Annotated in this window: 21 protein-coding genes and 1 pseudogene; 13 read left to right on the plus strand and 9 right to left on the minus strand. The window is 70.9% G+C overall.

Annotation, left to right across the window (positions count from 1 at the left end; all coding sequences use genetic code 11):
- Positions 1-2: 2 nt before the first annotated feature.
- From WHN02_RS22380 to WHN02_RS22415, 8 genes are all read left to right on the plus strand, one after another.
- Positions 3-1,304, plus strand: coding sequence for a hypothetical protein (locus WHN02_RS22380; protein ID WP_434740669.1), 1,302 nt, complete (start codon positions 3-5; stop codon positions 1,302-1,304).
- Complete coding sequence (locus WHN02_RS22385) at positions 1,301-2,770, plus strand: SCO6880 family protein (protein ID WP_434740670.1); 1,470 nt, start codon at positions 1,301-1,303, stop codon at positions 2,768-2,770. Before WHN02_RS22380 ends, WHN02_RS22385 begins: the two co-directional genes overlap by 4 nt.
- A gap of 8 nt (positions 2,771-2,778) precedes the next feature.
- Positions 2,779-4,263 (plus strand): ATP/GTP-binding protein, encoded by a 1,485-nt coding sequence (locus WHN02_RS22390; RefSeq protein ID WP_434740671.1) that lies wholly within the window; start codon positions 2,779-2,781, stop codon positions 4,261-4,263.
- Positions 4,260-6,041, plus strand: coding sequence for a type IV secretory system conjugative DNA transfer family protein (locus WHN02_RS22395; RefSeq protein ID WP_434740672.1), 1,782 nt, complete (start codon positions 4,260-4,262; stop codon positions 6,039-6,041). The genes WHN02_RS22390 and WHN02_RS22395 overlap by 4 nt, the downstream gene beginning before the upstream one ends.
- Positions 6,038-6,520 carry a DUF4913 domain-containing protein gene (locus WHN02_RS22400; protein ID WP_434740673.1) on the plus strand — a complete coding sequence of 161 codons (483 nt, stop codon included), beginning with the start codon at positions 6,038-6,040 and terminating at the stop codon, positions 6,518-6,520. The genes WHN02_RS22395 and WHN02_RS22400 overlap by 4 nt, the downstream gene beginning before the upstream one ends.
- Positions 6,521-6,599: 79 nt before the next feature.
- Positions 6,600-7,496 (plus strand): CehA/McbA family metallohydrolase, encoded by an 897-nt coding sequence (locus tag WHN02_RS22405; protein WP_434740674.1) that lies wholly within the window; start codon positions 6,600-6,602, stop codon positions 7,494-7,496.
- 91 nt (positions 7,497-7,587) lie between these two features.
- A complete protein-coding gene (locus WHN02_RS22410) occupies positions 7,588-8,157 on the plus strand; it encodes a hypothetical protein (protein ID WP_434740675.1) in 570 nt (189 codons plus the stop codon).
- Between the two features lie 75 nt (positions 8,158-8,232).
- The gene (locus tag WHN02_RS22415) at positions 8,233-11,655 is read left to right on the plus strand and encodes an NUDIX domain-containing protein (RefSeq protein WP_434740676.1); all 3,423 of its coding nucleotides are present in this window, start codon (positions 8,233-8,235) and stop codon (positions 11,653-11,655) included.
- Positions 11,656-12,020: 365 nt separating this feature from the next.
- On the opposite strand, the gene WHN02_RS22420 is transcribed toward WHN02_RS22415, so the two are convergent.
- Complete coding sequence (locus WHN02_RS22420; protein WP_434740677.1) at positions 12,021-12,680, minus strand: TetR/AcrR family transcriptional regulator; 660 nt, start codon at positions 12,678-12,680, stop codon at positions 12,021-12,023.
- A 55-nt stretch (positions 12,681-12,735) separates the two neighbouring features.
- Here WHN02_RS22420 and WHN02_RS22425 point away from each other — a divergent pair, with 55 nt between their 5' ends.
- Positions 12,736-13,320: a dihydrofolate reductase family protein gene (locus tag WHN02_RS22425; protein WP_434740678.1), complete on the plus strand. Its 585-nt coding sequence runs from the start codon at positions 12,736-12,738 to the stop codon at positions 13,318-13,320.
- A gap of 191 nt (positions 13,321-13,511) precedes the next feature.
- Positions 13,512-13,823: a thioredoxin family protein gene (locus WHN02_RS22430; RefSeq protein ID WP_434740679.1), complete on the plus strand. Its 312-nt coding sequence runs from the start codon at positions 13,512-13,514 to the stop codon at positions 13,821-13,823.
- Positions 13,824-13,966: 143 nt separating this feature from the next.
- Here the strand turns inward: WHN02_RS22430 and WHN02_RS22435 are convergent, their stop codons facing one another.
- Both WHN02_RS22435 and WHN02_RS22440 read right to left on the minus strand, forming a co-directional pair.
- Positions 13,967-14,482, minus strand: a complete 516-nt coding sequence (locus tag WHN02_RS22435) for a hypothetical protein (protein ID WP_434744129.1) — start codon at positions 14,480-14,482, stop codon at positions 13,967-13,969.
- Between the two features lie 148 nt (positions 14,483-14,630).
- A pseudogene (locus WHN02_RS22440) lies at positions 14,631-15,008 on the minus strand (hypothetical protein); the annotation flags it as partial.
- 225 nt (positions 15,009-15,233) lie between these two features.
- Between WHN02_RS22440 and WHN02_RS22445 the strand changes: the two are divergent.
- Genes WHN02_RS22445 through WHN02_RS22455 form a run of 3 tightly spaced genes read left to right on the plus strand, consistent with a single transcriptional unit; the run spans position 15,234 to position 17,414 of the window.
- Positions 15,234-15,563: an ArsR/SmtB family transcription factor gene (locus WHN02_RS22445; RefSeq protein ID WP_434740680.1), complete on the plus strand. Its 330-nt coding sequence runs from the start codon at positions 15,234-15,236 to the stop codon at positions 15,561-15,563.
- Positions 15,560-15,883 carry a hypothetical protein gene (locus WHN02_RS22450; RefSeq protein WP_434740681.1) on the plus strand — a complete coding sequence of 108 codons (324 nt, stop codon included), beginning with the start codon at positions 15,560-15,562 and terminating at the stop codon, positions 15,881-15,883. Before WHN02_RS22445 ends, WHN02_RS22450 begins: the two co-directional genes overlap by 4 nt.
- A 22-nt stretch (positions 15,884-15,905) precedes the next feature.
- A complete protein-coding gene (locus tag WHN02_RS22455) occupies positions 15,906-17,414 on the plus strand; it encodes a serine hydrolase domain-containing protein (RefSeq protein ID WP_434740682.1) in 1,509 nt (502 codons plus the stop codon).
- 1,109 nt (positions 17,415-18,523) lie between these two features.
- Here the strand turns inward: WHN02_RS22455 and WHN02_RS22460 are convergent.
- The 6 genes from WHN02_RS22460 to WHN02_RS22485 are packed head-to-tail and all read right to left on the minus strand — an operon-like array spanning position 18,524 to position 24,406.
- Complete coding sequence (locus WHN02_RS22460; RefSeq protein ID WP_434740683.1) at positions 18,524-19,441, minus strand: alpha/beta hydrolase family protein; 918 nt, start codon at positions 19,439-19,441, stop codon at positions 18,524-18,526.
- 4 nt (positions 19,442-19,445) lie between these two features.
- Positions 19,446-20,990, minus strand: coding sequence for an aldehyde dehydrogenase family protein (locus WHN02_RS22465; protein WP_434740684.1), 1,545 nt, complete (start codon positions 20,988-20,990; stop codon positions 19,446-19,448).
- Positions 20,987-21,802 carry an ABC transporter ATP-binding protein gene (locus tag WHN02_RS22470; protein ID WP_434740685.1) on the minus strand — a complete coding sequence of 272 codons (816 nt, stop codon included), beginning with the start codon at positions 21,800-21,802 and terminating at the stop codon, positions 20,987-20,989. The genes WHN02_RS22465 and WHN02_RS22470 overlap by 4 nt, the downstream gene beginning before the upstream one ends.
- Position 21,803: 1 nt before the next feature.
- The gene (locus tag WHN02_RS22475) at positions 21,804-22,559 is read right to left on the minus strand and encodes an ABC transporter permease (protein WP_434740686.1); all 756 of its coding nucleotides are present in this window, start codon (positions 22,557-22,559) and stop codon (positions 21,804-21,806) included.
- Between the two features lie 11 nt (positions 22,560-22,570).
- Positions 22,571-23,335, minus strand: coding sequence for an ABC transporter permease (locus WHN02_RS22480; protein WP_434740687.1), 765 nt, complete (start codon positions 23,333-23,335; stop codon positions 22,571-22,573).
- Positions 23,336-23,338: 3 nt separating this feature from the next.
- The gene (locus tag WHN02_RS22485) at positions 23,339-24,406 is read right to left on the minus strand and encodes an ABC transporter substrate-binding protein (RefSeq protein WP_434740688.1); all 1,068 of its coding nucleotides are present in this window, start codon (positions 24,404-24,406) and stop codon (positions 23,339-23,341) included.
- Positions 24,407-24,460 lie beyond the last annotated feature (54 nt).

Here is a 24,460-nt window from a genome sequence, read left to right on the forward strand (position 1 = left end):
ACGTGGCTGGCGGCTTCTTCGAGGATCTGGCCGAGCAGTCGACCAAGGCCGCTGCGGGCATGATGGAGGCGCTGCTCACCGGCTGGTTGAGCATCCAGTCCCCTGACGTCTCCACAGGCACCTGTTGGACTCCCGCGGGAACCCAGGACCTTCTGTGTGACAAGCCCGTCGACTACCTGCGCGCGTACACCCACTGGGCGGTCGCCGCCATCGCAGTCGGAGCCGTGCTGGTCGCTGCACTTCGGCTGGCCTGGGAACGCAACGGCCAGGCAGCCGGCTCCTTCACCAAAGGGCTGGTGACGATGGTGGTACTGGCTGGTGCGGGCGTGCCGGCCGTGCAACTGCTCATCGAGATCGGCGACGCCTACTCCACATGGATCGTCGATGCCGCCGCCGACGAAGATCTCGGCAAGCGTCTTCAACTGTTCGCTCCGGCCGCCTTGACGCCCAACCCCTCCTGGCTGATGGTCATCGGCATCTCGCTGATGATGTTCCTGACGACGATGGTGCAGCTACTGCTCCTCCTCGCTCGTGGCGCCGGGCTGATCTTGCTCGCCGGGCTGCTTCCACTGGCCGCCGCAGCCGGCATCTCCGGATCAGGCCGTGCGATCCGGGACCGGTACCTGACGTGGCTGCTTGCGCTGGTGCTCTACAAGCCTGCCGCAGCCACGATCTATGCAGCCGTGTTCTGGCTGCTCGGCAAGGGCAACGACCTCACCACGCTTCTGACCGGGCTAGCCATGTTCTGCATGGCCATCGTTGCGCTACCCGCGTTGCTGCGGCTGATCGCTCCCGCAGTGTCGACGCTGTCGAGCGGTGGCTCCGGTGGTGCCGGAATGGCCGCCGCATCGAGTGTCGGTCAGGTCGCGTCGGGGGCGCTCCGGCTCAGCGGCAGCAGCGGATCAGGGCGAGGCGGAGGTGGCGGCGGGTCCACTAGCCAACGCCCTGAGGGCTCGACCTCGACGACACCCGTACCCACTCCCCGTCCGTCCGGTGGAGGCCCCGGCCAAGGCGGAGGCGGGGGCGGCTCGACCGGCATGGGTGCCGGCGGGGGAACGTCGGCTGGCAGCGGCGGCGCGGCTACCAAAGCGGGGACGGGCGCAGCCGTGTCGGCTGGGGGCGGTGCTGCGACAACGGGCGCAGGCGCAGGCGCCGGGGCTGGAGCGGGCTCGGCCGCTGCGGCGGGCGCGGGACCCTGGGGGGTTGCCGCCGCGGGCGCATGGATGGCGGTCAAGGCCGGTCCGGCGGCCGTGGGCAAGGTCGGCGGTACGGCGTCGGGAGCGGTGGATGGTGAGGGTTCGTGAGCACCGGAGTACGGGATCAGGGCGCTGAGCAGCAGCGTACGTACGGCAACTGGCGGTTGGGGCGGGGTGCGGGGCTGTTCGGGCTCGGGCCGGCGGGCAGCATCGGTGGGCTGCTGGTCATGGCGCTCGCCGCGGCGATGATGCCGTTCTCCACCCTCGCTGCGGCGATCACCGCGCTGGTCGGGGTGATGGTGCTCGTGCCGTTGGCGATCCGGGTCAACGGCCGTACCGGCTTCCAGGTCGTCTCGGCTCGGGTGGCGTGGTGGATGGCCCGGGCCCGCCGCCATCACGTCTACGTCTCCGGGGTCGCCTCCCGGGTCTCGTCTGCCCACCAGCTGCCCGGGGTGCTGGCCCGGTCGGAGGTGTACGAGGTCGAGACCGGACGGTCCGGGCTGGTCGCCGTGGTGGTGGTGCCGCAGAGTCGGCACTACACCGTCACGCTGCGGTGCGCGCCGGAGGGCATGGACCTGGTCGACCAGGCGGTCGTCGACGCCCGGGTCGGTCACCTCGCCGGTTGGCTGTCGGTCCTGTCGCGGGAGCCGCAGCTCGTGCAGGCGCAGGTGACGATCGAGACGACCCCGGATCCGGGTACCCGGCTCGCCGCCGAGGTCGCCGCGACGTCCCGGCCGGACGCCCCGGCCCTGGCGCTGCAGGTGCTCGACGACGTGGTCCGCTCGTATCCGGCCGGGTCGGCGACGGTGGACACCCTGGTGTCGTTGACCTACTCCGCCCCGCCCGGGCGGGCGATGTCGCACGAGGACGTCTGCCGTGAGGTGGCCGCCCGGCTGCCGCACCTGCACGCCGGGCTGACCGGTGCCACCGGGGCCGGCATCGTGCCCATGTCCGCGAGCGGCCTCGCGAAGGTGGTCCGGGCGGCGTACGACCCGGCCGCCGCCCTGGACCTCGCCCGCGACCCGCAGCTCGCCCCGGACTGGCCGCAGGCCGGGCCGGTCGCCACCCGGGAGAGCTGGGACTTCTACCGGCACGACTCCGGGGTCTCCCGGACCTGGTGCATGGTCGAGGCACCGCGCGGGGTGGTCTACAGCCGGTTGTTCTCCCGGCTGACCGACCCCGATCCCCAGTTGCTGCGCAAGCGCGTGTCGCTGGTCTACCGGCCGTACACGCCCGGGGAGGCGGCCCGGCTGGTCGAGGCCGACAAGCGTGACGCCCGGTTCCTCGCCGGTAAGAAGCACCGGCCCAGCGCCCGGGACCTCACCGACCTGGCCGCCGCCGAGCAGGCCGCCGAGGAGGAGGCCACCGGGGCGGGGGTCGTCCGGTTCACCGTGCTGGTCACCGCCACCGTCGCCGACGAGGAGTCACTCGACGAGGCCACCGGCATCATCCGGGCCCGCGCCGGTGAGGCCCGGCTGGTGCTGCGACCGATGTACGGCTGCCAGGCCGCCGGATTCGCCGCCGGTCTGCCGGCCGGCGTGGTCCTCCCCGTCCACGCCACGATCCCCTTCTAGGCGGTGCCATGACGATCACCACCACCGGTTCCACCCCGTCACCGCCTCAGCGGCCCGCCGGTCGCCGCGCCGGACGGCTCGGGCATGCCGGGCCCGGCGGAGGCCGATGGTCGTGGATCGAGCCGCCCACCGAGTACCGGGGCACCACCGTCCAGGTGTGTGGCCTGTACCCGTTCGGTACCGGCTCGTCGACCCCGATGGTCGGCGTACCGGTGGGGCGGCACCTCTACACGGGCAGCGCGGTCTGCTTCGACCCGATCTCCTGGTACACCCGGGCCCGACTGATCAACAACCCGTCCGTCTGGATCCAGGGCGAGCCGGGCTCCGGCAAGTCCACCAGTGTCAGGCGGATGGTTCTCGGGCTCACCGCCCAGGGCGTCACCCCGCTGATCCTCGGCGACCTCAAGCCCGACTACGCCGCCCTCGTCCACGCCCTGGGCGGGCAGGTGCTGCGGATCGGCCCCGGCCTCGACCGGATCAACCCCCTCGACGCCGGGCCGTGGCGGCAGGTCCTCGACCGTGTCGACGACCGCACCGGCGCCGTCGTCCGGGCGGCGGTCACCGACCGGCGGTTGAACATGCTCGTCGCCCTGGCCACCCTGATCCGGCGTGGGCCGGTCAGCTCCGACGAGACCACCGTCCTCGCCGCCGCCCTGCGGTACCTCGCCGAACGGGAGACCGACACCCAGCCGGTCATCTCCGACGTCCTGGCCGTCATCCGTGACGCCCCGCACGAGGTCCGCGCGGTCACCCTGTGGCAGGAGGACGAGGACCTCCCCCGGTTCCGGGAGGACACCGCCGGGTTGCACCGGACCCTCCTCGCGTTGCTGCACGGGCCGCTCGGCAGCACCTTCGAGGGGCAGACCACCACCGCGATCCGCCTCGACACCCCGGCCGTGTGCGTCGACATCTCCGGCATCGACGACACCGACGAACTGCGTACCGCCGCGACCCTGCTGGCCACCTGGTCGTACGGGTTCGCGCAGGTCGAGGCGGCACACCTGATGGCCGACCTCGGCCTCGCCCCCGCCCGCACGTTCTTCACCGTCCTCGACGAGCTGTGGCGGGCGCTGCGCGTCGGCCACGGCCTGGTCGACCGGGCCGACGGGCTCACCCGCCTCAACCGGCAGAAGGGCACCGGTACGGCCTTCATCACCCACTCCCTGGCCGACCTGGAGGCACTGCCCACCGCCCACGACCGGGCCAAGGCCCGCGGGTTCGCCGAACGCTCCGCCGTCCTGATGATCGGCCCCTGCTCCGACCAGGAGCTGGACGCCGTCGCCCGGGTACGGCCCCTGTCCCAGGCGGAACGACGGGAGGTGCTCTCCTGGTCGGCTCCCCCCTCGTGGAGCACCGCCGAGGGCGGCGAGACCGTCGGACGGGGAAACTTCCTGATCAAGGTCGGTTCCCGCCCGGGGATCCCCGTGCACCTGGAACCCACCGACGTGGAGAAACAGCTCGGCAACACCGACTTCCGCTGGACGATGACATGAGCCGCCCCGCAGGCCCCCGCAGCGGCCACGACGACGCCGGACTGATCGTCGGGGGCCTCGCCGCACTCGCCGTCGTCGTCACCGGCGGGGTGTGGCTCCCCGTCGCCCTCACCGACCCGCCCGGCCACACCGGCGGCGGCCCGATCGCCACCGTCGCCGCCGTCCTGCGCGGGCAGGTCACCTGGACCCTCGGCTGCACCCTCGTCGCCCTGGCCGAGGTGGCCGTCCTGGGCCTGCTGACCGCCGGCATCCTCGGCATACGGAAGGTGGTCGGACGACGCCGTACCCGGGTCGACTCGGCCGCCCGGCGGATGGCCAACCGGACCGACCTCGCCCACCTCGGTCCCAAGGGCATCGCCGACAGCGGCCGGCGACTGCGCCCGAGCCTCGCCGACGTCGACCGACCCGACCCCGACCAGCTCGGCGTCATGATCGGCACCACCGTCGCCGGCGGGATGCCGCTACGCCAGTCCTGGGAGGACATGGCCATCGACATCTGGGGACCCCGCACCGGCAAGACCACCAGCCGGGCCATCCCCGCCATCGTCGCCGCCCCCGGCCCCACCCTGGTCACCAGCGTCAAGGGCGACATCGTCGACGCCACCCGCGACGTCCGTACCGCCCGGGGTGACACCGCCTGGACGTTCGACCCGCAGCACCTCCTCGGCCCCGACCAGGGCCTGTGGTGGAACCCCCTGCGCGCCGTGACCACCATCAGCGACGCCCGCCGCCTCGCCGAACACTTCGCCGCCGCCGAACGCGAACCCGGCGTCAGCCGCGACGCCTTCTTCGACCCCAGCGCCGAGGAGTTGGTGGCGAACCTCCTGCTCGCCGCCGCCGTCGGCGGCCGGGACATCCTCGCCGCGTACCGGTGGGCCGTCAGCCCCCGCGACGACGAACCCGCCCTCCTGCTACGCGACAACGGCCTCCCCATGCCCGCCGACGCCGTCTCCGGCGTGGTCAACATGCCCGACAAGACCCGAGGCGGCATCTACGCCGGCGCCCAGAAGATGCTCATGTGCCTCACCGAACCGTCGGTCACCGCCTGGGTCACCCCACCCACCCGAGGCGGGATCCCCGAGTTCACCCCGGACACCCACGTCACCAGCACCGACGTGCTCTACCTGCTCTCCCAGGGCGGCCCCGGCTCCCCCGCCCCCCTGGTCGCCGCCCTCACCGACGCCGTCCTGCGCGCCGGAGAACTCCGCGCCCGCACCTCGCCCGGCCGACGCCTCGACCCGCCGCTGCTGGCCGTCCTCGACGAGGCCGCGAACATCTGCCGCCTCCGGCAGCTGCCCAACCTGTACTCCTACTACGGCTCCCACGGGCTGCCCATCATCACCATCCTCCAGTCGTACCCGCAGGGCGTCGACGTGTGGGGCCGCGAGGGCATGCGCAAACTGTGGTCCGCAGCGAACATCCGCACCTACGGCGGCGGCGTCGCCGACCCCGACTGGCTGGAGGAACTCTCCAAACTCATCGGCGAACACGACGTCACCACCCGGTCGACCAGCAGCAGCGGCTCCGGGTGGGGCCAACGCTCCGTCTCCCACGCCACCCGCCGACAACGCATCCTCGACGTCTCCGACCTCCACGCCCTCCCCCGCGGACGGCTGGTCGTCTACGCCTCCGGCGCACCACCGGCACTGGCCCGCACCGCCCCCTGGCAGGACGGCCCGTACGCCGCCGCGATCCGCGCCTCCATCGCGCACTGGGACCCCCACGGCCGTACCGACTGGACCCTCACCCCCGACGCCCCGCCGGAGCCCACCCCATGACCACACCCCCACCCGGACCGGCCGACGACCCGGTCGCCGACCTAACCACCCTGCTCGACCATCTCACCAGCGGCCCCGACCCCGACACGGCCAGCCAGGACCCCGACACCCCCGAGCCGGCCTTCAACAACGTCGACGAGTTCGTTGCCGGCTACCTCGCCCACGTCGTCGAACGCCGCCTCGCCTCCGGGCCGACCTCCGGGATGAACTGGTGCCCCCGCTGGTGGGCACACCCCGAAGCCCTCTCCCGCCTCTACGCACTCTGGCGAGCCTGGGAAACCCTACGGGTCGACGACCCCCAGACCGGCATGAGCATCTGGTGGCGCGACCACCTCGACCCCCACCTCACCGCGCTGTCCGCCGAGTACGGACCGTTCAGCCGCTGCAACCCCGACAAGCACACCGAACCCCGACCACTCCCCGTCGAGCCAGCCCCGCCAGAGGTCCTCGCCCAGTTCCCTGACCTGGACGAAATCTAGCCGGACCATGTCGACCGATGGAATCATGACCCCACCCCCGTTGGATGAAACGAGGACACGTGACTGACCGGTGCCGCCCGTGATCAACCTGCCCTTCCGCCGGCCCGGCCGCTTCTGGAGAGGGAATCTCCACACCCACTCGAACCTTTCCGACGGGGCGCTGCCGCCCGAGGAGGTCAGCCGTCGCTACCAGGAGGCCGGCTACGACTTCCTCGCCATCACCGACCACTTCCGGGCCACGTACGGCTTTCCGCTCGCAGACACCCGTGAGCTGCGCTCCCCCGGTTTCACCACACTGTTGGGCGCGGAGCTGCACCCGCCGCGTACGGAGTTCTCCTCGGAGTGGCACATCCTCGCCGTCGGGCTGCCACTGGACTTCGCACCGCCCGAACCCACCGAGGATGCAGCCCAGCTGGCACGCCGGGCACGAGCAGCCGGCGCATTCGTCGGCATGGCCCACCCGGCAGCCTCACTGCTCACCGCCGTCGACGCGGAGAGCCTGGATGCCGCGCACGCCGTCGAGGTCTACAACGCACTCGCGGCTCGCGAGGACCGCGGTGACAGCTGGCATCTGACCGACGTCCTGCTCAACCGGGGGCACCGGCTCACCGCGTATGCGGCCGACGACGCGCACTTTCAGCCCCAGGATCCGCCGGGCTGCGCGGCCTGGGTCCAGGTACGTGCGGAGTCCCTCGCCCCCGACCCGCTGCTCGCCGCGCTCAAGGCCGGCCACTACTACTCAAGCACCGGCCCCGAACTGCACGACGTCCAGGTCGACGCGGGATTCGTCACGGTCACCTGCTCGCCCGTCAGCAAGGTACTGGTCACGGGCGGCAACCCCGGGGCCCAGGTGATTCACGGCGAGGCTCTCCAGGAGTGTTCTCTGCCCCTGGCGATGTTCAAGCGTGGTTGGTGTCGAGTCACGGTCGAGGACTCCGACGGACAGCGCGCCTGGACCAATCCGATCCATCTTTGAGCCGGCATCGACCGGGTGGCCTGCGCGGTCACGACCACTGACCGCGGCATCCAGGTCACTGCCGTTCACGTCCAGAAGGGGAACCATCGTCATGCTCTGGCCCGCGCTTCGGGTGCTCTCCCAGGGAGAGCTGACAACGAGCCAGCAACGACAGCTCCGCCACATGCTCCAACTCGACGACATCCCCCGCACCGAAGGACCCGCAGCAGCGACGAGCATCGCCCACCGCGTCGTCACCGACAGCCCCGACGACCGCCTCGTCCTCGACCTCGCGCGTACCGGTGAATCCGGCTGGGTCCTCACCCTGTTCTTCGAGGGGACCCCACCCACCGCCGACACCGTCGCCGACCACCGCACCCTGCTCCGCGGTGCTGTCGAGCAGTTCGGCCTCACCCTCGTCGAGGTCACTCCCGCCGCCACCGCCGACGAGGTCCACACCCCGCCCCACCAGCCGACCACCGCCGGCGAGCCGACCATCGGCACCGTCTGGGACCTTCCGTACGACGACCTGGACCACCTGTGGCCCCACGTAGGCCTCCGGAACACGGCCCCCGCAGACGTCAAGGCAGCCAAACTTCGCGAAGTGATGCGCAGCCCGGCCTGGTCGGCCGCACCCCCGACCCTGCGCCGGCAAGCGGAAACCTTCCTCGACCAGCTCTGACCGGACCCACCGCCCGGTCACGTGACAGGCAGCAGCGGGCGACCGGACACGGACACCACAACCAGGAGAACCCGGGTGAACGAACAGCCCACCGATGACCCGAGCAGAGCGAACACGTCGGTGCCGGCCCTCCCCGCCATCGCCGGGGACGGTTGGGTGAACTGCGCCCAGGGCCACGCGCACTGGGGCAGGTTCGGCGCGGCAGGACTGCTGCCCGTCCACCGAGCCGTCGACGGACAAGCCTACGTACTCATGCACCATCGGGGTGCCCACACGGATCAGGGCGGTACCTGGGCGCTACTCGGTGGTGCCCGTGACAGCCACGAGTCGGCGGTGGAGGCCGCACTTCGCGAGGCTGCCGAGGAGAGTGACCTGGTTGCCGCCGGCGCTCGCTTCGAGTTGGTCGTCCGCGATGACCACGGGGGCTGGTCGTACGACACGGTGATCGTCTCCTTCGACGAGCGCGCACCGGTACGGCCGGTCGAGGACGAGTCCGTCGCGGTGGACTGGGTGCCACTTTCCGAGGTCCAGGACCTCCGACTCCATCCCGGCTTCGCCGCGAGCTGGCCGAGGATCCAGTCGGCCCTCGATGACATGTGGCGCACCGAGTCGTCCAGGGCCGTAGCGACACCTGCCACCGTGCAGGCAGCCACCGGACTGTCGTTGCCGGCGCACCCGGCCACCGGTGCCCAGGTGGTGGCTCGGACGGCACTCGACCATGGTGACGGCATCGCCCACCGGGCGCTGGTCACCTTCAGCGATGGCACCCTCGCGATCCACGAGCAGTACCTGCAGGTGCAGGACGCACACCTCAAGGTGCTCGACGCCTATGTCGGTCGAGCGGTCGGCGCCCGCGTCCCTCTCACCTACCCACTCGGTTCCCGGGACGTCTACACCGACCACATGCCAGGCGAGCCGGCCTCCGCCCACTACCGCAGCCTCACGCACCTGGCGAACGACGGTGTACCGGCGACCCGCGACGGCGTCTGCCTCGGTCTGTTCTTCGCGCTCACCGCCACCCACGGCGTCGATGTCGACCAGGTCCTCCTCGGCGCACAGCAGAGTCTGATCACCGTCACCGACTCAGTCACCTCGTACGGCGCCCTCCCAGACGCGGCCAACCCCTTCGTCCACACGTTCTACCGTCAGGTCGAGCCCCACGTGTTCGCCTGGGTGGACAACCCGATCCCCGCCGTCGACGTCGAGATCGTGCGGCGACAGCTGGACGGCCTGCGCCCCGTCTTCGAGCACTTCGGCCGCTCGGACCTGCATGACACGGTCATGGACCGGTTCAGCCAAGTCGCGGCGCATGCAGTCGGGACAGCTCCGCTGCTCCCACTGCTCCCTGGAGACCGGGTCGCGCTCCCCGCCCCGGCACCCCGGCGGCACGCCCCCCTGGCCCCACCTCCGGGCTCGCCGGAGCGCACCGACCATCAGCAGATCAGCGAGGCGCTGCTGACCGACGACGGCCGGATCACCGAAACCGGCCAGGCCAAGACCATCGCCATCGAGGCCATCGCCGTGCGGATGCGGTCCTCGACACCCGAACTCGTTCTGGCGGCGTTCGGTCTGGCCGTCGGCACCGACATGGCGCACCGCCTGGGTGACGGGCGGTACGTCCTCGCGCCGCACAACGAGCAGTACCCCTCGATGGGGGCGGACGTCCTCCACGTCGACGAGCTCGATGCGGCCAACCCGCGACACGCCCCCGACAGGGTGGTGCACATGGATGATCCGCGCGCCGAGAACCTCGTGCGCTGGATCGGGGTCAGCGAACTCATGAGCTCCTGGTCGTACGGATCCAACAACAACGTGCGGGTACTGGCCCTGCAGGAAGCCACCAAGGAGGAGTTCGGCCTCACCGAGGTGCTGGAGTGGCGAATGGATTCGAAGACCCGCAACGCCGTGGCCTTGGAACTCGACTACAACCGGGACGCGCTACGAGACTTCCTGCGCACCCAGTACGAGATGACCCAAGAGACCCTGGCCGGCCGCGACATCACCGAGGTACTCGTCTACCGGGCGCTGACCTGGCAGGAGGGGGCAGCGCGGCCGAGCTGGTCCGGCCTGAGCGTCGGCGACACCTTCGAGGCACGTCAGCGGCCGTTGGCGAGCTGGGCCGCCGACCGGCAGATCGTCGCCGACTGGCTGGAGAAGCGCGGCGGCCACGCCGTGATCCTGGTCGACCGCAAGCCCGCTCGCGACGTACTTTCCATCCCTGCCACGGGGATGGGCTACTTCGCGCAGAAGGAGTTGGTCACACTACCGGGCGACGGACTGGTCACCCTGGATGGCGTCGTCACCGGCAGCGCCCCGGCGGTCGAAGCCGAACAGACCGCAGCCAGCAGCATCAGTCTCGGCGCCCCGTCCCTGGAAGATGCCGCACACGCCACCACGAACGGCACCGACGAACGGCACGTACCGGCAAAGCGATGGGACCCCCTGACCATCACAGCCCGGCTCGACCCCGCCGAACCGGTGGACAGGCGGATCATCCGCGTCCTCGACGGCCAAGGAGAGATCCCCGAGTGGTGGCCCCGGGACGACTCGGGTTACGCCGTCACCAGACGGGACCTGGACTTCCTCGGCATCAACCCGGTCCAGGTCAAGTGGATGCTCACCGGCGAGGCGCCCATGGGCATGACCCCGGACCTCTACCGACGGTTCGGCGCGGAGATGCTGGAGGCGCTCCGCAACGACGGCATCGACCCGGCACAGGTCGACATCCGCATCAAAGGAACCGGAGCGGGGTTCTTCTCCGGGCAACACAAGACGATGCCACGAGAGCAGGACCTCGCCGCAGAGTCCATCACCGGGCAGCGCCTCCGGGACTGGTTCGGCGCAGGCCAGGACCGTCCCCTGCGCCGCCCGTACGACGCCATGTGGCGCCTCGGCATAGAACGAGAACCGAGCGACATCGACCTCGACATCAACAGCACCGCGATGGTGCGCGCCGCGCGGACGTTCTGGCGATCCCACCACTCCGACCGCTACCTGGGCGACTTCATGAACGGCCACGGCTACCTGGACAAAGAGGCTGCCATGGGTGCCCTTCCCGCCTTGGCCGAGTGGTCCCGAGCATGGGAGAGGACGCTGGGCAGGCCGCTGTCCCTGGGGATCTTCGAGTCCAGCGGACCGTTCGACGCGACAGTGCTCGGCCGTTCCCTCTCCTCTCATTTCCGGGACACCGACTGGGTCGTCCACAGCCCTGACGCACCGATGGCGTGGCGCAGTCCCCGGCCCCGAAGTCCGGAGCTGACGGTTACACGCGGTGAAACCCACTCATCAAGCACGCCGGCAGGGTCACGGACAGAGCCTCAGGTCGCGATCTCGCAACCGTCGGGGACGTCCTCAGCTGCGGCAGCGGTTGCCAGGGCCTTCCCGAAGAGCACCCGCAGGTCATTGCCCGTCCAACCGTCCCCGCGTCAGAGTGATCAGTCCGGGCCGGTCAGGCCCAGAAGCCGCGAGGACGGGAAGAGCGAGGAGACCACGCGGTGACCGGCGCGATGGGGGGCAGCACGTGCGCAGGGAAGTCTTCTCCTACACCGAAGGCTTCTACAACCCACGCCGGCACAGCCGTCTGGGTAACGTCATCCCCGACACCTACGAGAAGATCCACCGACAGTCCCTGACAGACACCGAGGTGTCCGGCCGACAGGGGTCACTTCAGTTTGAGTTTCCCCCCTGCGGACCGAACACCCTGAGTCCAGACAGTGGTCCGAGGAAGGATGGGCTGGTGTCACGTCCGAGGACCGGATCGCCGCCGGGATAACCACGATCCACGACGGCCCATCGGGGCGCCTACAGTCCCGCTCCCGCCAGCGCGTCAAGGCATTGTCATGATCGCGCTGCCCCCGCCGCACTTATGCGGTGTGGGCGGCGAGGAACACGCGTGTGGCGTGGGCGGCGATCTGCGCGCGGGCGTCGGCGTCCGGGATGCCCGGCGCGCCGAGCAGCATCGCGGCGTTGATGGCGCCCCCCATCACCATCCAGTTGAAGATGCTCGCCGAGGCGGCGGGATCGGGTGTGGCGATGAGGCCGACGTCCGCGAAGCGGGTGAAGCGCACCCGCATCTCCTCCATGGCCTTCGCTGGGCCCTGCTGCCAGAACGTCTCGGCGAGCTGCGGGAAGCGCGTGGCCTCGGCGATGACCAGCCGCCGGACCGCGAGCACCCGTTCGTCGAGTACGACGTCGAGCTGGCGGCGGGCGTAGGCCTCGAGATAGGCGGGCATGGCGCTGACGTCAGTGGGATCGGGGATCTCATAGTGCACCCGGGCCGTGGCGTCTGAGGTGACATGCGTGACGACGGCGACGAAGAGTTGCTGCTTGGCGCCGAAGTGTGTGTAGACGGTCTGTTTCGATACGCCGGCGAGCGTGCTGACGTCGTCCATGCTCGCCTCGGCGTACCCCGAGCGCAAGAAGATCGCCTCGGCGGCCTCGATGATCGCCCGCACCTTCTTGATGGAGCTCGGCCGCAGCGCTGTCGAGGAGTCCGCCGGTCCGGGCCTCTCTTGACTCTTCATACCACTCAGTCTAGTTTCACTTATCAAACTTGTCAGTATGAAGACTGGAGACTTCATGGGACGTGTCAGTGCGACCGAGAGCATCACCCTGGACGGCGTCATCCAAGGCCTGGGCCGAGCGGACGAGGACACGCGCGGAGGTTTCGCCCACGGTGGATGGGGCGAGGGCTATCAGGACGATGTCTCGATGTCGTTCATGGCTGAGGGCATGACGGGTGAGGGGGCGATGCTGTTCGGCCGACGCACCTACGAGGACCTGCTCGGCTACTGGACGAACGCGACCGAGTCGAACCCGTTCACTGACTTCCTCACCCACGCGCCGAAGTACGTCGTGTCACGCTCATCGAGCACGACCCTGGCCTACCCGGAGTCGACGCTCCTGGCCGGCGACGCGGTCGACACCGTCGGCGCGCTGCGCGCCTCCTTCGACGGCGACCTCACGATCCTCGGCAGCGGTGACCTCGTACGGAGCCTGCACCGGGCAGGCCTCGTCGACGAGTACGTGCTGCAGATTCATCCGATCGTGCTCGGTTCCGGGCAACGGCTGTTCGGCGACGCCGACCGCGCCGACCTCGAATTGCAGCGCAGCGTCACCACCACGACAGGAGTCATCATCGCCCAGTACTCGGTACGGCGCTGACGCCGTCCTGCGCAGAATGGGAGGACCCGGGCTACCGGGCATCCACAGCTTGCGATCAACCGACTTGAGTGAATACAGGGTATCCATGCTTTCACTGAAGGTAACTGACGGTTGGTCACGGCTGCAGGGCGTCTGCCGCACTTCCACGCAGAACCTTCGCCCATGGTCAGGCCCCATCAAGGAGGACTCTCATGAGCGGCACCGTCATCGACGTGACCGACAGCAGCTTTCCCGGGACGGTGGCGAAGGCCACGGGCACGGTACTGGCAGTCTTCCGCGCCGAGTGGAGCGGCGTGTGCACGGCGCTGGATCCCGTGCTCGCGGAGGTCGCCAAGGAGTACGCGGGCCGCCTCACGGTGGCGAGGCTCGACATCGACGAGAGCCCTGAGACTCCGCCCCGCTACAACATCCACAGCATCCCCACGCTGCACGTGTTCAAGGGGGAAAGGTGGTGGGGACCTGGATCGGGCCGGCCAACAAGGCCCGCGTGGTGTCGCTCGTGACACCCCATCTGTGACCGGTTCCCGAGAAGAGCACCGACGGCGCACTGATACGCCCGAGCGGTGGTCGAGTCAGTGCTGAAGCCCTGGCGTATCGCCCGCTGGGCAACAGCGGCGCACGCGCTGCCCACTGAGCGTCGGTCAGGTCATGCCGTCTCGTGCCCTGCGAAGGGTCCGTCCGCGCTGAACGCCCGGTTCGCGAAGCGTTCGGCGATGCGCCGGTGGGTGGGTGTGTCCGGATGGAGCCCGTCGGGCAGCGGAAGCTCGGCGAAGTCGGTCTTCCCGTAGAGGTCCAGGCCATCGATGTGGTGCAGATGCGGATCGCTGGCCGCACGCTGGGCGACGATCCGCGTCAGCTCGTCGCGGATGACGCCGAGGGTGAGTTTCCCGCTCGCCCGTTCCGCCGGGTCACCGGTGGCCCGGAACCGCACCTGCCCGACGGCGAGGGCGGCAGGGTCGAACGAGCCGGGGCCGGGGGTGTCCTCGTGGATCTGGCAGTAGGTCGGGGACGCGACCAGCAGCGGCGTGGTCGGATGGCCGTCGCGGATGGTGTCGAGGAAGCCGTGCACGGCCGGGCCGAAGGCCCGCAGCCGCATCACATCGGTGTTGACCAGGTTGATGCCGATCTTCACGCTGACGAGGTCGGCCGGGGTGTCCCGCATGACGCGGGCGGCGAACGGGTCGAGCAGGGCACTGCCGCCGAAGCCGAGGTTGACCAGGTCGACGCCGCCGAGGGACGCCGCAACGGCGGGCCAGGTGCGGTAGCCAGATCTCGACGTCCTTCACCCGGTCGGGCAGGCCGGTGAAGCGGACGGTGCCGGGTGGACCGGACCGGTGCTCCGTGCTCCCGCTGGCCATGTCGATGGTCACCGTGTCGCCGCCGGCCTGGTCGGTGAGCTGGCCGTCCACCACCAGGTCGTACACGCCGGCGGGGCGGGCCGGCAGGCCGGTGTAGCTGTACCGGGTGGGCACTGTCTCCAACTCGACGGCTGTGGCCCGGGTGCGAAAGGCCAGCCGCACGCCTGCGGGCTGGGCCTCCACCATCGCGAGCCGACCGTCGGTGTACTGGGGGCGGGCCCACACCGGCAGCCGATGGGGCCGCACACCGCGCGCGGTGCGCTCCACGTCGAGCGCCCCGCGCAGCACGTCGACTTCCCGGTCCGTCAGTGTGCATCCGAGGGAACCCACGGCGCAGATCCCCCCGGTACGCGTCGCCGCGGTGCGGGGGCGTCACCATCTCAGCAGCCGGCGGGTACCGGCCCCTCGACATCCCCGCCGCTGTGGTGTGGCACGAGCCGGTCGCCCGGTTCGGGTGCCGGTCGTACCCCTGCGGTTGACGTGCCACCTACCTGGGTGTCAGCATCTTCTGACAAGGGGGGTGTCATATAGTTCTGACACCCGGGAGGGCAGGGCATGGATCAGACCACGCCGAACGGCGACGAGCTGCTCCGGATGCTCACCGCGCTGGCCAGCCCGCACCGGCTACGCATCGTCGCCGCGCTGAGTGAGGGGCGGGCGTACGTCAGCGAGCTGGCCCGGCGGCTGGCGATGAACCGGCCGCTGCTCTACATGCACCTGCAGAAGCTGGAGGCGGCCGGGCTGGTGCGCGGCACGCTGGAGACCGCGCCGGACGGCAGCTCGGTCAAGTGGTTCGAGATCGCCCCGTTCGCGGTGGAGCTCACCCCACAGACCGTGGCATCGGCCGTACCGACCCTCGACATGTCCAGGAAGGACGAGAAGTGAACACCATCGCCGCCGACGACACGAGCGTCACCACCGTAGCGATGATCACCTCGACGGCCATGGTCGTCGCCCTGGTGGCGATCGTGCTCTTCGTGGCCCTCGGCGTCTACCGGGCGCGCCACTCGGCGGCCCGGGAGGCGCAGTACCGCACCCTGGCCGAGCAGACCGGCGCGGCCCAGCAGAGCGCCGCCGAGAGCGCCCGGGTCACCGCCGACGAGCTGACCGCCCTGCGAACCGAACTCCAGGCCAACCGTGCGGAACTCGGCGAGGTGACGCGCCGCCTGTCCGAGCTGGAACGACTGCTGAGCCAGATCGGCTGACCGGGCGAAGGGAGAAGACGGTATGCGGTACCTGATCCGATCGGGAGCGGCCATCGCGGCCGTCGCCGGAATGCTGCTCACCGGGGCACCGGCCACCGCCGCGTCGGCATCCGACCGCCGGCCGGTACCCGACACCGCCGGACTCGCGGGGTACCTGAAGGACCGCCAGGCCCGCGAGGACCTACCCGGGCTCTCGGCGGCCGTAGTGCACGGCGACCGGGTCCTGCGGACGTACACCGAGGGGGTGAGCGGCGACGGCGAGCCGGTCACCGACCAGACCCCCTTCCTGATCGGCTCGGTCAGCAAACCGATCACCGCCACCCTGGTGCTCGGCCTGGTCGAGCAGGGTCTGGTCGGCCTGGAGGACCAGGTCCGCCGCCACCTGCCGGCGTTCCGGACTGCCGACGAGGCGACCGCCGCCCGGGTCACCATTCGCCACCTGCTGAACCACACCAGCGGGCTACCCGAGATCGCCGGCCGGGGCTTGACCGACCGGTTCGACAACGATCCCGGCGGGTTGTCCCGATCCCTACGGGACCTGGCCGACGTGCGGCCGATCGCGGAACCGGGCGCCCGCCACGAGTACAGCGGCGCCAACTACATCGTGCTCGGCGCGCTGGTCGAGGCGGTGACCGGCCGGACCTTCGCCGACCACCTACGCAGCGCCCTGATCGAGCCGTTGGAGCTGCGGCACACCGCCGCCACCGCAGCCGAGGCAGCCCGGATCGGTCTGCCGGCCGGACACCGGACCTACCTCGGGCGGCCGCAGCGGTTCGACTCGCCGTACGACACATCGGGGGCGCCGTACGGGTACCTCGCCGCCAGCCTGACCGACCTGACCCGCTTCGCCTCCGCCCAACTCGAGGGCGGCCGGTACGGACAGTCCCGGCTGCTCGCCCCGGAGTCCGTGGAACAGATGCAGCGGGGGACGACCGCCCTACCCTCGGGTGGTGCCTACGGACTCGGGTGGCGCGACACCAAAGTCGACCCGGCCGGGACACGGATCGTCTGGCACGCCGGCTCCACCCCGGGCTACTTCGCCCACCTGCTGCTGGTACCCGACGCCGGGCTGGCGGTGGTCGTCCTCGCCAACCGATACTCCCTCGCCGACGACGCCGCGCTGGCCGGCATCGGATTCGACCTGGTCCGGATGCTGACCGGGGGCAGCGCCGCTCCGGCCGCCGCCGACCCGGTGCTGACCTGGCTCGCGCCCGCGCTGCTGGCCCTCGCCGGGGGGCTCACGGTTGCCCTGGCCGCCACGGTGGTCCGTGGGGTCCGTCGGCTGCGGGCAGGGCCTCGACCCGGCCGGCGGGCCGTCGTGACCGGCACGGCCTGGAGCATCGGGTACCTGCTGCTCGCCGCCGCCGCGGTCCGGGGGCTGCCGCGACTCTTCGGTGCGGACGGGCTCTCCACCGTGTCGTTGTGGATGCCGGACCTCGGGCACGCCCTGACCGCCGTCGCCATCCTGGGCGTGGTCACCGCCTCGACCCGCATCGGCCTGACCCTCGCGGCCACCCGCACGACACGGTGATGGTTCCGCCGTGAGCGTTGACCAGGTGGTGGAGGTCTTCGGGTCGGCCCCCGCAGCAGCACCGGGTCCGGCACCCTGGCCGGTGGCGGAACTTGTCACCGTCGGGACGGCGGCTGCTCCCCGAGCACGACCCGGACCGCCCGGTGCTCCGGGGAGCCGGTTGCCGCCGACAGGGGTGGGTAGTCCGGCAGGGTCGGGGCCGGGGGGGACGGCGAGGGTCCGGGGGGCGGGGGTCTCCGGCTCCTCCCGCGAGGCGGCTGGGTCGGGCTCGCGCAGCAGCCGACGGATCCGGAGTACGAGCAGGACGGCGACGATCAGCGCGACCACCGTCACGACGGCCAGCAGAGCGGGAGCCCCACCGGCCGAACGCAGGGACCGGGTGCTCGAAGGGCCGGCACCGTCGGCGGCGGCCACCTCGGGCAGCACCTCGGTCACCGAGCGGGCCGGGTTGATCAGGCCCCAGCCGAAACCGGCGTCCGGTGGGGGCAGCTCGCTCATCCGGTCGGAGGTCACCTTGACCCGGTGCGCCACCTGCTGCGGGGTGAGGCTGGGGTACGCGGCCCGGACCAGGGCGACCGTACCCGCGACGAGGGCCACGGCGTAGCGGGTACCGCTGGCGGCAACCGATCCGATGCCGGTGATTCCGATGCCGCGGATGTCGGCGAGGTCCATGGAGGCGTAGTCGTACGTGATGAAATCCGCCATCAGGGATGCTCCCTCGTGGAGTCCGGGGATAGTGGGAAGGACGATCAGACGAGGGCGCCGACCTGGTCCTGGTTCAGGCGCTCCAGCTCCGTCTTACACTCGCGCAGATACGTCTCGCAGTCGACGGCTGACTGCCACCTGTGTACCGGTGATCGTGGGGCCGTCGGTGGACAACCATCCGACGGGCGGGCACAGGGCCGTCCGGGAGGGTCGCGGCCGTTGTCCGGGGATTCCCCTCACCCGGACACGACCGGCGGCTCCTTCCCCACAGGTCAGTAGAAGATCGCGAGCGCCCCCATCTCGTGAGGTGCGCCCGAAGTGCCATGGTCACCTCCGGCGGAGCAGACAGGTCTCTCGCCGCCGACCTCGACCACGACCCACTCCGCAAACACCGATCACCTCAGTCAGGGCAGGTACCTCGCGAACCAGTCGAGCATGGGTTGGGGGCGGCGTTGGAACTCCAGGTAGCCGTCCCAGCGCGCGGTCGTCCCGACGATCCAGTGCAGCTCCTTCTCGGCGATGGGGATGTTGTCGTACATCGTCTGGACGTCGCCGGGGTCGGTGAGCACGTCGTCGCGTACCTGGTACAGGAAGGTGGGGACGCGGACGTCGCGGGCCCATTCCTGCGGGCTGCGGCGGGCGAAGCCGATGCCGGTACGCCGGAGGACGAGCTGTTCCAGGTCGTCGAACCGGTCCGCCGCGCCGAGCAGCGCCAGGCGGCGGGCCATGATGACACGCGCGGTCACCGGCTGGGCTGCGACGAGACAGCGTACGCCCTCGAACGCCGCAGGGAACCGGGTCATGGCGGCGAAGGTGGCGCTGGCGCCGAGGCACCGGCTGAACAGGCCGATGGCTGCTCCATGGGTGTCCCGGCGGTCGCGGGCGTAGGTGAGTGCGCCGACGACGTCGCGGGCCTCGAAGAGGCCGCTGGAGCTGATGCCCCCGTTGGCGGCGCCGCTGAGGCCGTGGTTACGCAGGTCGTAGGCGAGGACGTGGTAGCCGGCGTCGTGCAGGATCCGGTAGTCGGGGACGAAGTCGACCTCGAACCCGTTGCCGCTGGCTGCCCAGGCCGAGTGCCAGGGCTCCAGATGGGTGGGCAGACCGGCGCGGGTGAAACCCATCGGGTGGTTCGCGATGACCAGCTTGGTCGAGCCGGGCGCGGGGAGGAACCAGCCTTCCAGGGGCACCCCGTCGTGGGAGGGGAAGGTGACCTCCTCGAAGTCCAGCCCCAGCTCGCCCGGCGAGCGGAGCACCGGTGAGCGGGGTGGGTGGCTGAATCCAGCCGCGATCCGCTCCAGCAACTGCGACGTCTGGTCGCTCATCGGGTCAGTTCCTCTCGGTCGGGTCGTCCTCGGCGAGCCGGTCACGCACGGCGGCGAGGGCTCTGGCCATGGTTTCGGGTGGACGGGCGAAGGTGGTCGTGGGTGCCGGGGTGGGGCCGGTCCTGACGGTGACGGCGTGCGGGTAGCCGAATTCGCGGAGTCCTTCGTCGCCGTGCTTACGGCCGTGGCCGCTGTCGCCGCGTCCACCGAACGGCAGCCCGGGGTGCTGCGAGAAGGCGAGCGCGTCGTTGACGCTGGTCATGCCGACGCGCAGGCGGCGGGCGATGTCCTCGCCCCGGTCGCGGCTGAAGACGGCGCTGCCCAGGCCGTACGGGCCGGCGTTGATCCGGGTGATCGCCTCCTCGACGTCCCGGACCCGGACGATCGACAGCACCGGCCCGAAGGTCTCCTCGGTGGCGGCCAGGGCGTCCGGCGGGACGTCGACGAGGATCGTGGGTTGGACGTACCGGTCGGCGGTGGTCCCGTCGGCCGGTGCACCGACCACGGCGGTCGCGCCCCGCTGCAGGGCGTCGGCGATGTGGTGGCGGATGACCGGGATCTGGGCCGGCAGCGGGACCGGGCCGATCAGGTCGTCGTCGCCGCTGCCGGCGTGCACCCGCCCGGCGTGTGCGGCGATCTTCGCCACCAGGGCGTCGTGCACGGCGTCCACGACGTATGCCACTTCGAGGCTGATGCAGCCCAGGCCGGCGTTCTGGAGCGCACCCCAGGTGATGTGGGCGGCGGCGGAGTCCAGGTCGGCGTCGTCGGCCACCACGACGGCGTCGTTGCCGCCGAGTTCCAGCAGCATCGGGGTCAGGCGCGAGGCGCATGCCGCAGCCACCGCCCGGCCCGAGCGGGCGCTGCCGGTGAACGCGATCTTGTCCACGCCGGTGGTGAGGTGCTGGCCGGTGGCGGCGAAGCCGACGACGGTCTGCAGGGCGGCGGGCAGGTCGGGTACGGCCCGACGCCAGGACCGGGCCAGCCACACGCCGACACCGGGGGTGATCGGGCTGGGCTTGAGTATGACGGCGTTTCCGGCGGCCAGGGCGTGGACGACGATTGCTCCCGGGGTGCCGAGCGGAAAGTTCCACGGCCCGATCACGCCCACCACGCCGTACGGAAGGTGTTCCACCCACGCCCGTTGGTTCGGGGTCGCGGCCGCAGCGGGGACCTCGCGCCGGCCGAGGACCCGTTCGACGTTGTCGAGCGCGAAGGTCAGGTGCCCGACGACGGAGAGCACCTCGGCCCGGCCGTCTTCCAGGGACTTGCCGTTCTCTGCGTGGATCAGCGCCGCCAGGTCCTCCCCGCCGCGGGCGATCTCCCGGCGCCACGCACGCAGTCGCGCCGCCCGTCCCTCGAATCCGAGGTCCCACCACGGTCCGGCGGCCGTCCGCGCGACCTGGATCGCCGCACTCACCTGCGCGGGACCCGCCGCCGGGTAGCGGGCCAGTTCCAGGCCGGTGCCCTGGTCGAGGGTGATCACCTCGGCGCCGGTGGTGTCCGGGTCGCCGTCCCGGGTCGCCGTGCTGCTCGTAGTCTGCGTACTCATCGTCGTTCCCCTGTCGTCGGGTGGTGGTCGGGTGTCGACGCCGAGCCGTCGAGGGCGGTGCGCCGGATCAGCGTCAGGACGTGTGCGCGCAGCTCCGCGAATCGGGGCGAGCGCTTGGTGGTCACCTGGTCACGTGGGCGGGGAAGGTCGACCTCCACCGTTTCGAGCACGACGCTCGGGCGGGCGGACAACACCACCACCCGATCCGCCAGGTAGACCGCCTCGTCGATGTCGTGCGTGACGAGCAGCATGGTGACGCCGGTGTCGTCGCGTACCCGCAGGATCAGGTCTTCGAGGTCCGCGCGGGTCTGGGCGTCCACCGAGGCGAACGGCTCGTCCAACAGCAGGATCTCCGGCGCGTACGCGAGACCTCGGGCGATCGCCACGCGCTGCTGCATGCCGCCGGAGAGCTGCCACGGGTAGCGGTCGCCGAACCCGCTCAGGCCGACCGCGTCCAGCGCCGTGGTGACCCGTTCGGCGCGGTCGGCCGTCGACGGGTACCGGATGCGCAGCGGCAGGCCGACGTTGCGGTGCACGGTGAACCAGGGCATCAGCGACCGGCTGTAGTCCTGGAAGACGAGGGCGATCTCCTTCGGCGGCCCGGTGACCGGGGCGCCGGCGAGGGTGACAGTGCCCGACGACGGTTTCATGAGGCCACAGAGGGACTTCAGTAGTGTCGTCTTGCCGGCGCCGGACGGCCCGACGACGCAGACGAACTCCCCCCTGTCGACAGTCAGGGTCAGGTCGCGGATCGCCTCGACGGCCCGGTCACCGGAGCCGTACGTCTTGCGGAGGTTCGTCACCGAGAGCATGTCAGGTCCTTTCGGTCATGCCGATGTGCCAGCGCAGGACGCGTCGTTGCAGGACGAGGAAGAGGGCGCTCAGCGCCACCCCGAGCAGGCCGAGTAGCACGGTGCCCGCCCACATCTGCGGTACGTCGAAGGAGTTGCGGGCGCTGAGGGTGACGAAGCCGACGCCGTTGGTCGCGGCGTAGAGCTCGGTGACGACCATCATGATGAAGGCGATCCCCAGCGCCGTGCGGATGCCGGCGAAGATCTGCGGTGCCGCCGCCGGCAGCAGGACGAAGGCCAGCCGCTGCGCCGGGGTGAGCCGGTACGAACGGGCCACGTCCTCCAGCTGCGGATCGACCCCGCGTACCGCGTCGACGGTGTTCAACAGCACCGGGAACAGGCACACGAACGCGATGACCAGGATCTTCGAGCCGTCGCCGATGCCGAAGAGGACGACGCTGACCGGGATCAGGGCGGCACCGGGTAGCGAACGGCAGAACTGCACCGCCGGGTTCAGGGCCTGCCGGAGCAGTCGGCTGCGGCCGAGTGCGGCGCCGACGGCGATCCCGACGATCGTCGCGATCAGCAGGCCGACCAGGAGCCGGGTGAGGCTCGGGACCAGGTCCGAGCCGAGTCGCGCGAACAGCCAGGACTCCCCGAAGGCGGCCAGCACCTCGCGCAACGGCGGGTAGAAGGGTGAGGTGCTGCCGGCCGACGTGGTCCACCAGAGCAGCACGAGCAGGACGGGTACGAGCAGCCGAAGGCCGGTTCTCCGCACGCTTGGCCTCCTCATGAGTACTGCGTCCGGTGGGTGGGGTGCCAGCGCAGCGCCCGCCGTTCCAGCCGCTCGAAGACGGCGTTGAGGCCGACACCGAGCAGGCCGGCGATGACGATGACCCCGTAGGTCGCGTCGTACAGGCCGTTGCCCGCGTAGGTGGCCAGGGTGTTGCCGAGGCCGGGTACGGCGCCGATGAGTTCGATCGCGATGGCCACCAGCAGCGTGACCGTCGACGCGATCCGCAGGCCGGTGAAGAAGTACGGCAGCATGTTCGGGGCCGTCACCCAGACCAGGCGCTGCGGTGTGGTCAGTCCGAACACCCGTGCCGTGTCGGTGGTGACCGGGTCGACGTCCCGCACACCGTGGAGCGTCTGGAGCAGCATCGGCCACAGGGCCGCCACCGCCGCCAGCACGACCACCACCACCGGCCTGGCCCCGAACAGCAGCAACATGAGGGGCAGATAGACCACGACCGGGATCGGTCGGAAGAACTCGACAATGCCGAGCAGTAGTTCGTGGACCACGGGGACGCTCGCCATGGTGGCACCGACGAGCGCGCCGACCGTGACCCCGACGACCAGGGCGAGTGCCCAGTGTGCCAGGGTCTGCGCCACGGCCGCCCAGAGGTCTGCGGTGCCGATGTTGGCCCAGAGCCAGGCGGCGACGGCGGAGACCGGCGGGATCCCGGGCGGGAGAGTGCCCGTGCCGGACAGCGCCTCCCAGCTGGCGAGTAGCGCCGCGGTGGTGAGTACGGGTAGCAGCGGGGCGGGTCTCATCGGCTACTCCGAGACCCGGAGCCCGCGCGGGGGCGTTGCGAGGTCGGACGCGTCCGGCGACTCCGACCAGGTGAACTCGTCCAGCGCCGGGGCGGTGTCGATCCGGTCGTGGTCGACCATCAGCCGGGCGACGAGTTCCGCCGAGCGTCTGTCGATCCCGCTGACGTACCAGGGCAGCGGTAGTTCCGCCACCGCCTCGGAGGGCGCGCCGGTGGTCCGGACGATCGTCGCGCGGACCGCCTCCGGGTTGTCGTTGGCGTACGCGGTCGCCTCGCCCCACGCCCGGAGGAAGCGGCGCATCACCTCCGGATTCCGGTCGGTGAACCGTTGGGAGCCCATCAGGATGCTCGGCACACTGCGGGGGCCGAGCGCACTGGTGGCGGGGTTGCCGAGGGAGCGGAACCCGTCGCCCGTCAGCAGTTGACCCGCGAACGGCTCCAGGGTGCTGATCGCGTCGACCCGGCCCTGCCGCAGCGCGGCGACCTGGTCCTCGAACGGCACCCCGAGGATCCGGACCGCGCCGGGGTCGCCGCCCGCCCGGCGCACCGCTTCGAGGACGGTCAGGTCGAAGAAACTCTCCAGACCGTTGACGGCGACGGTCCGGCCGGTCAGGTCCGCGAACGACCGGATGTCGCTGGACTCCGGCACGATCAGGGAGAACGCGTCACCTTCCGGCGACTCGTAGTCGGTGACCAGCGAGGTGACGATCTGCACCGGGAAGCCGGCGGCGACGGCGGCCGGCACGGCGGTGATCTCGCTGACGGCCAGGTGGATCTGTCCGTTCAGGAGCAGCGCCACGCTGTTGGCGCTGGCTCCGGAGCCCGGCACCTGGTCGATGTCGAACCCGTGCCGTTCGAAGATCCCCTGGTCGATGCCGAGCGAGAGCTGCGCGTTGTTGGCGGTCGGACTGAAGTCGATGACGAGTCGGGTCAGGCCCGATTCGGTCGTCTCGGCCGTTTCGCCGTCGGTGCCGCAGGCACCCGTGACGGTGAGCAGGCCGAGGGCGAGGCTCCTGGCGATGATGGTATGGCGGGATCTCCGTGTCGGGTCCGGCCCTTGTGCCCAGTTCATGACCATGATCCCCTTCCGTGCTCAGCTCGCTTGAGTGGATGGATCGCCGGCGGG

The organism is Micromonospora sp. SH-82 (assembly GCF_051132485.1).
Taxonomy (GTDB): Bacteria; Actinomycetota; Actinomycetes; order Mycobacteriales; family Micromonosporaceae; genus Micromonospora.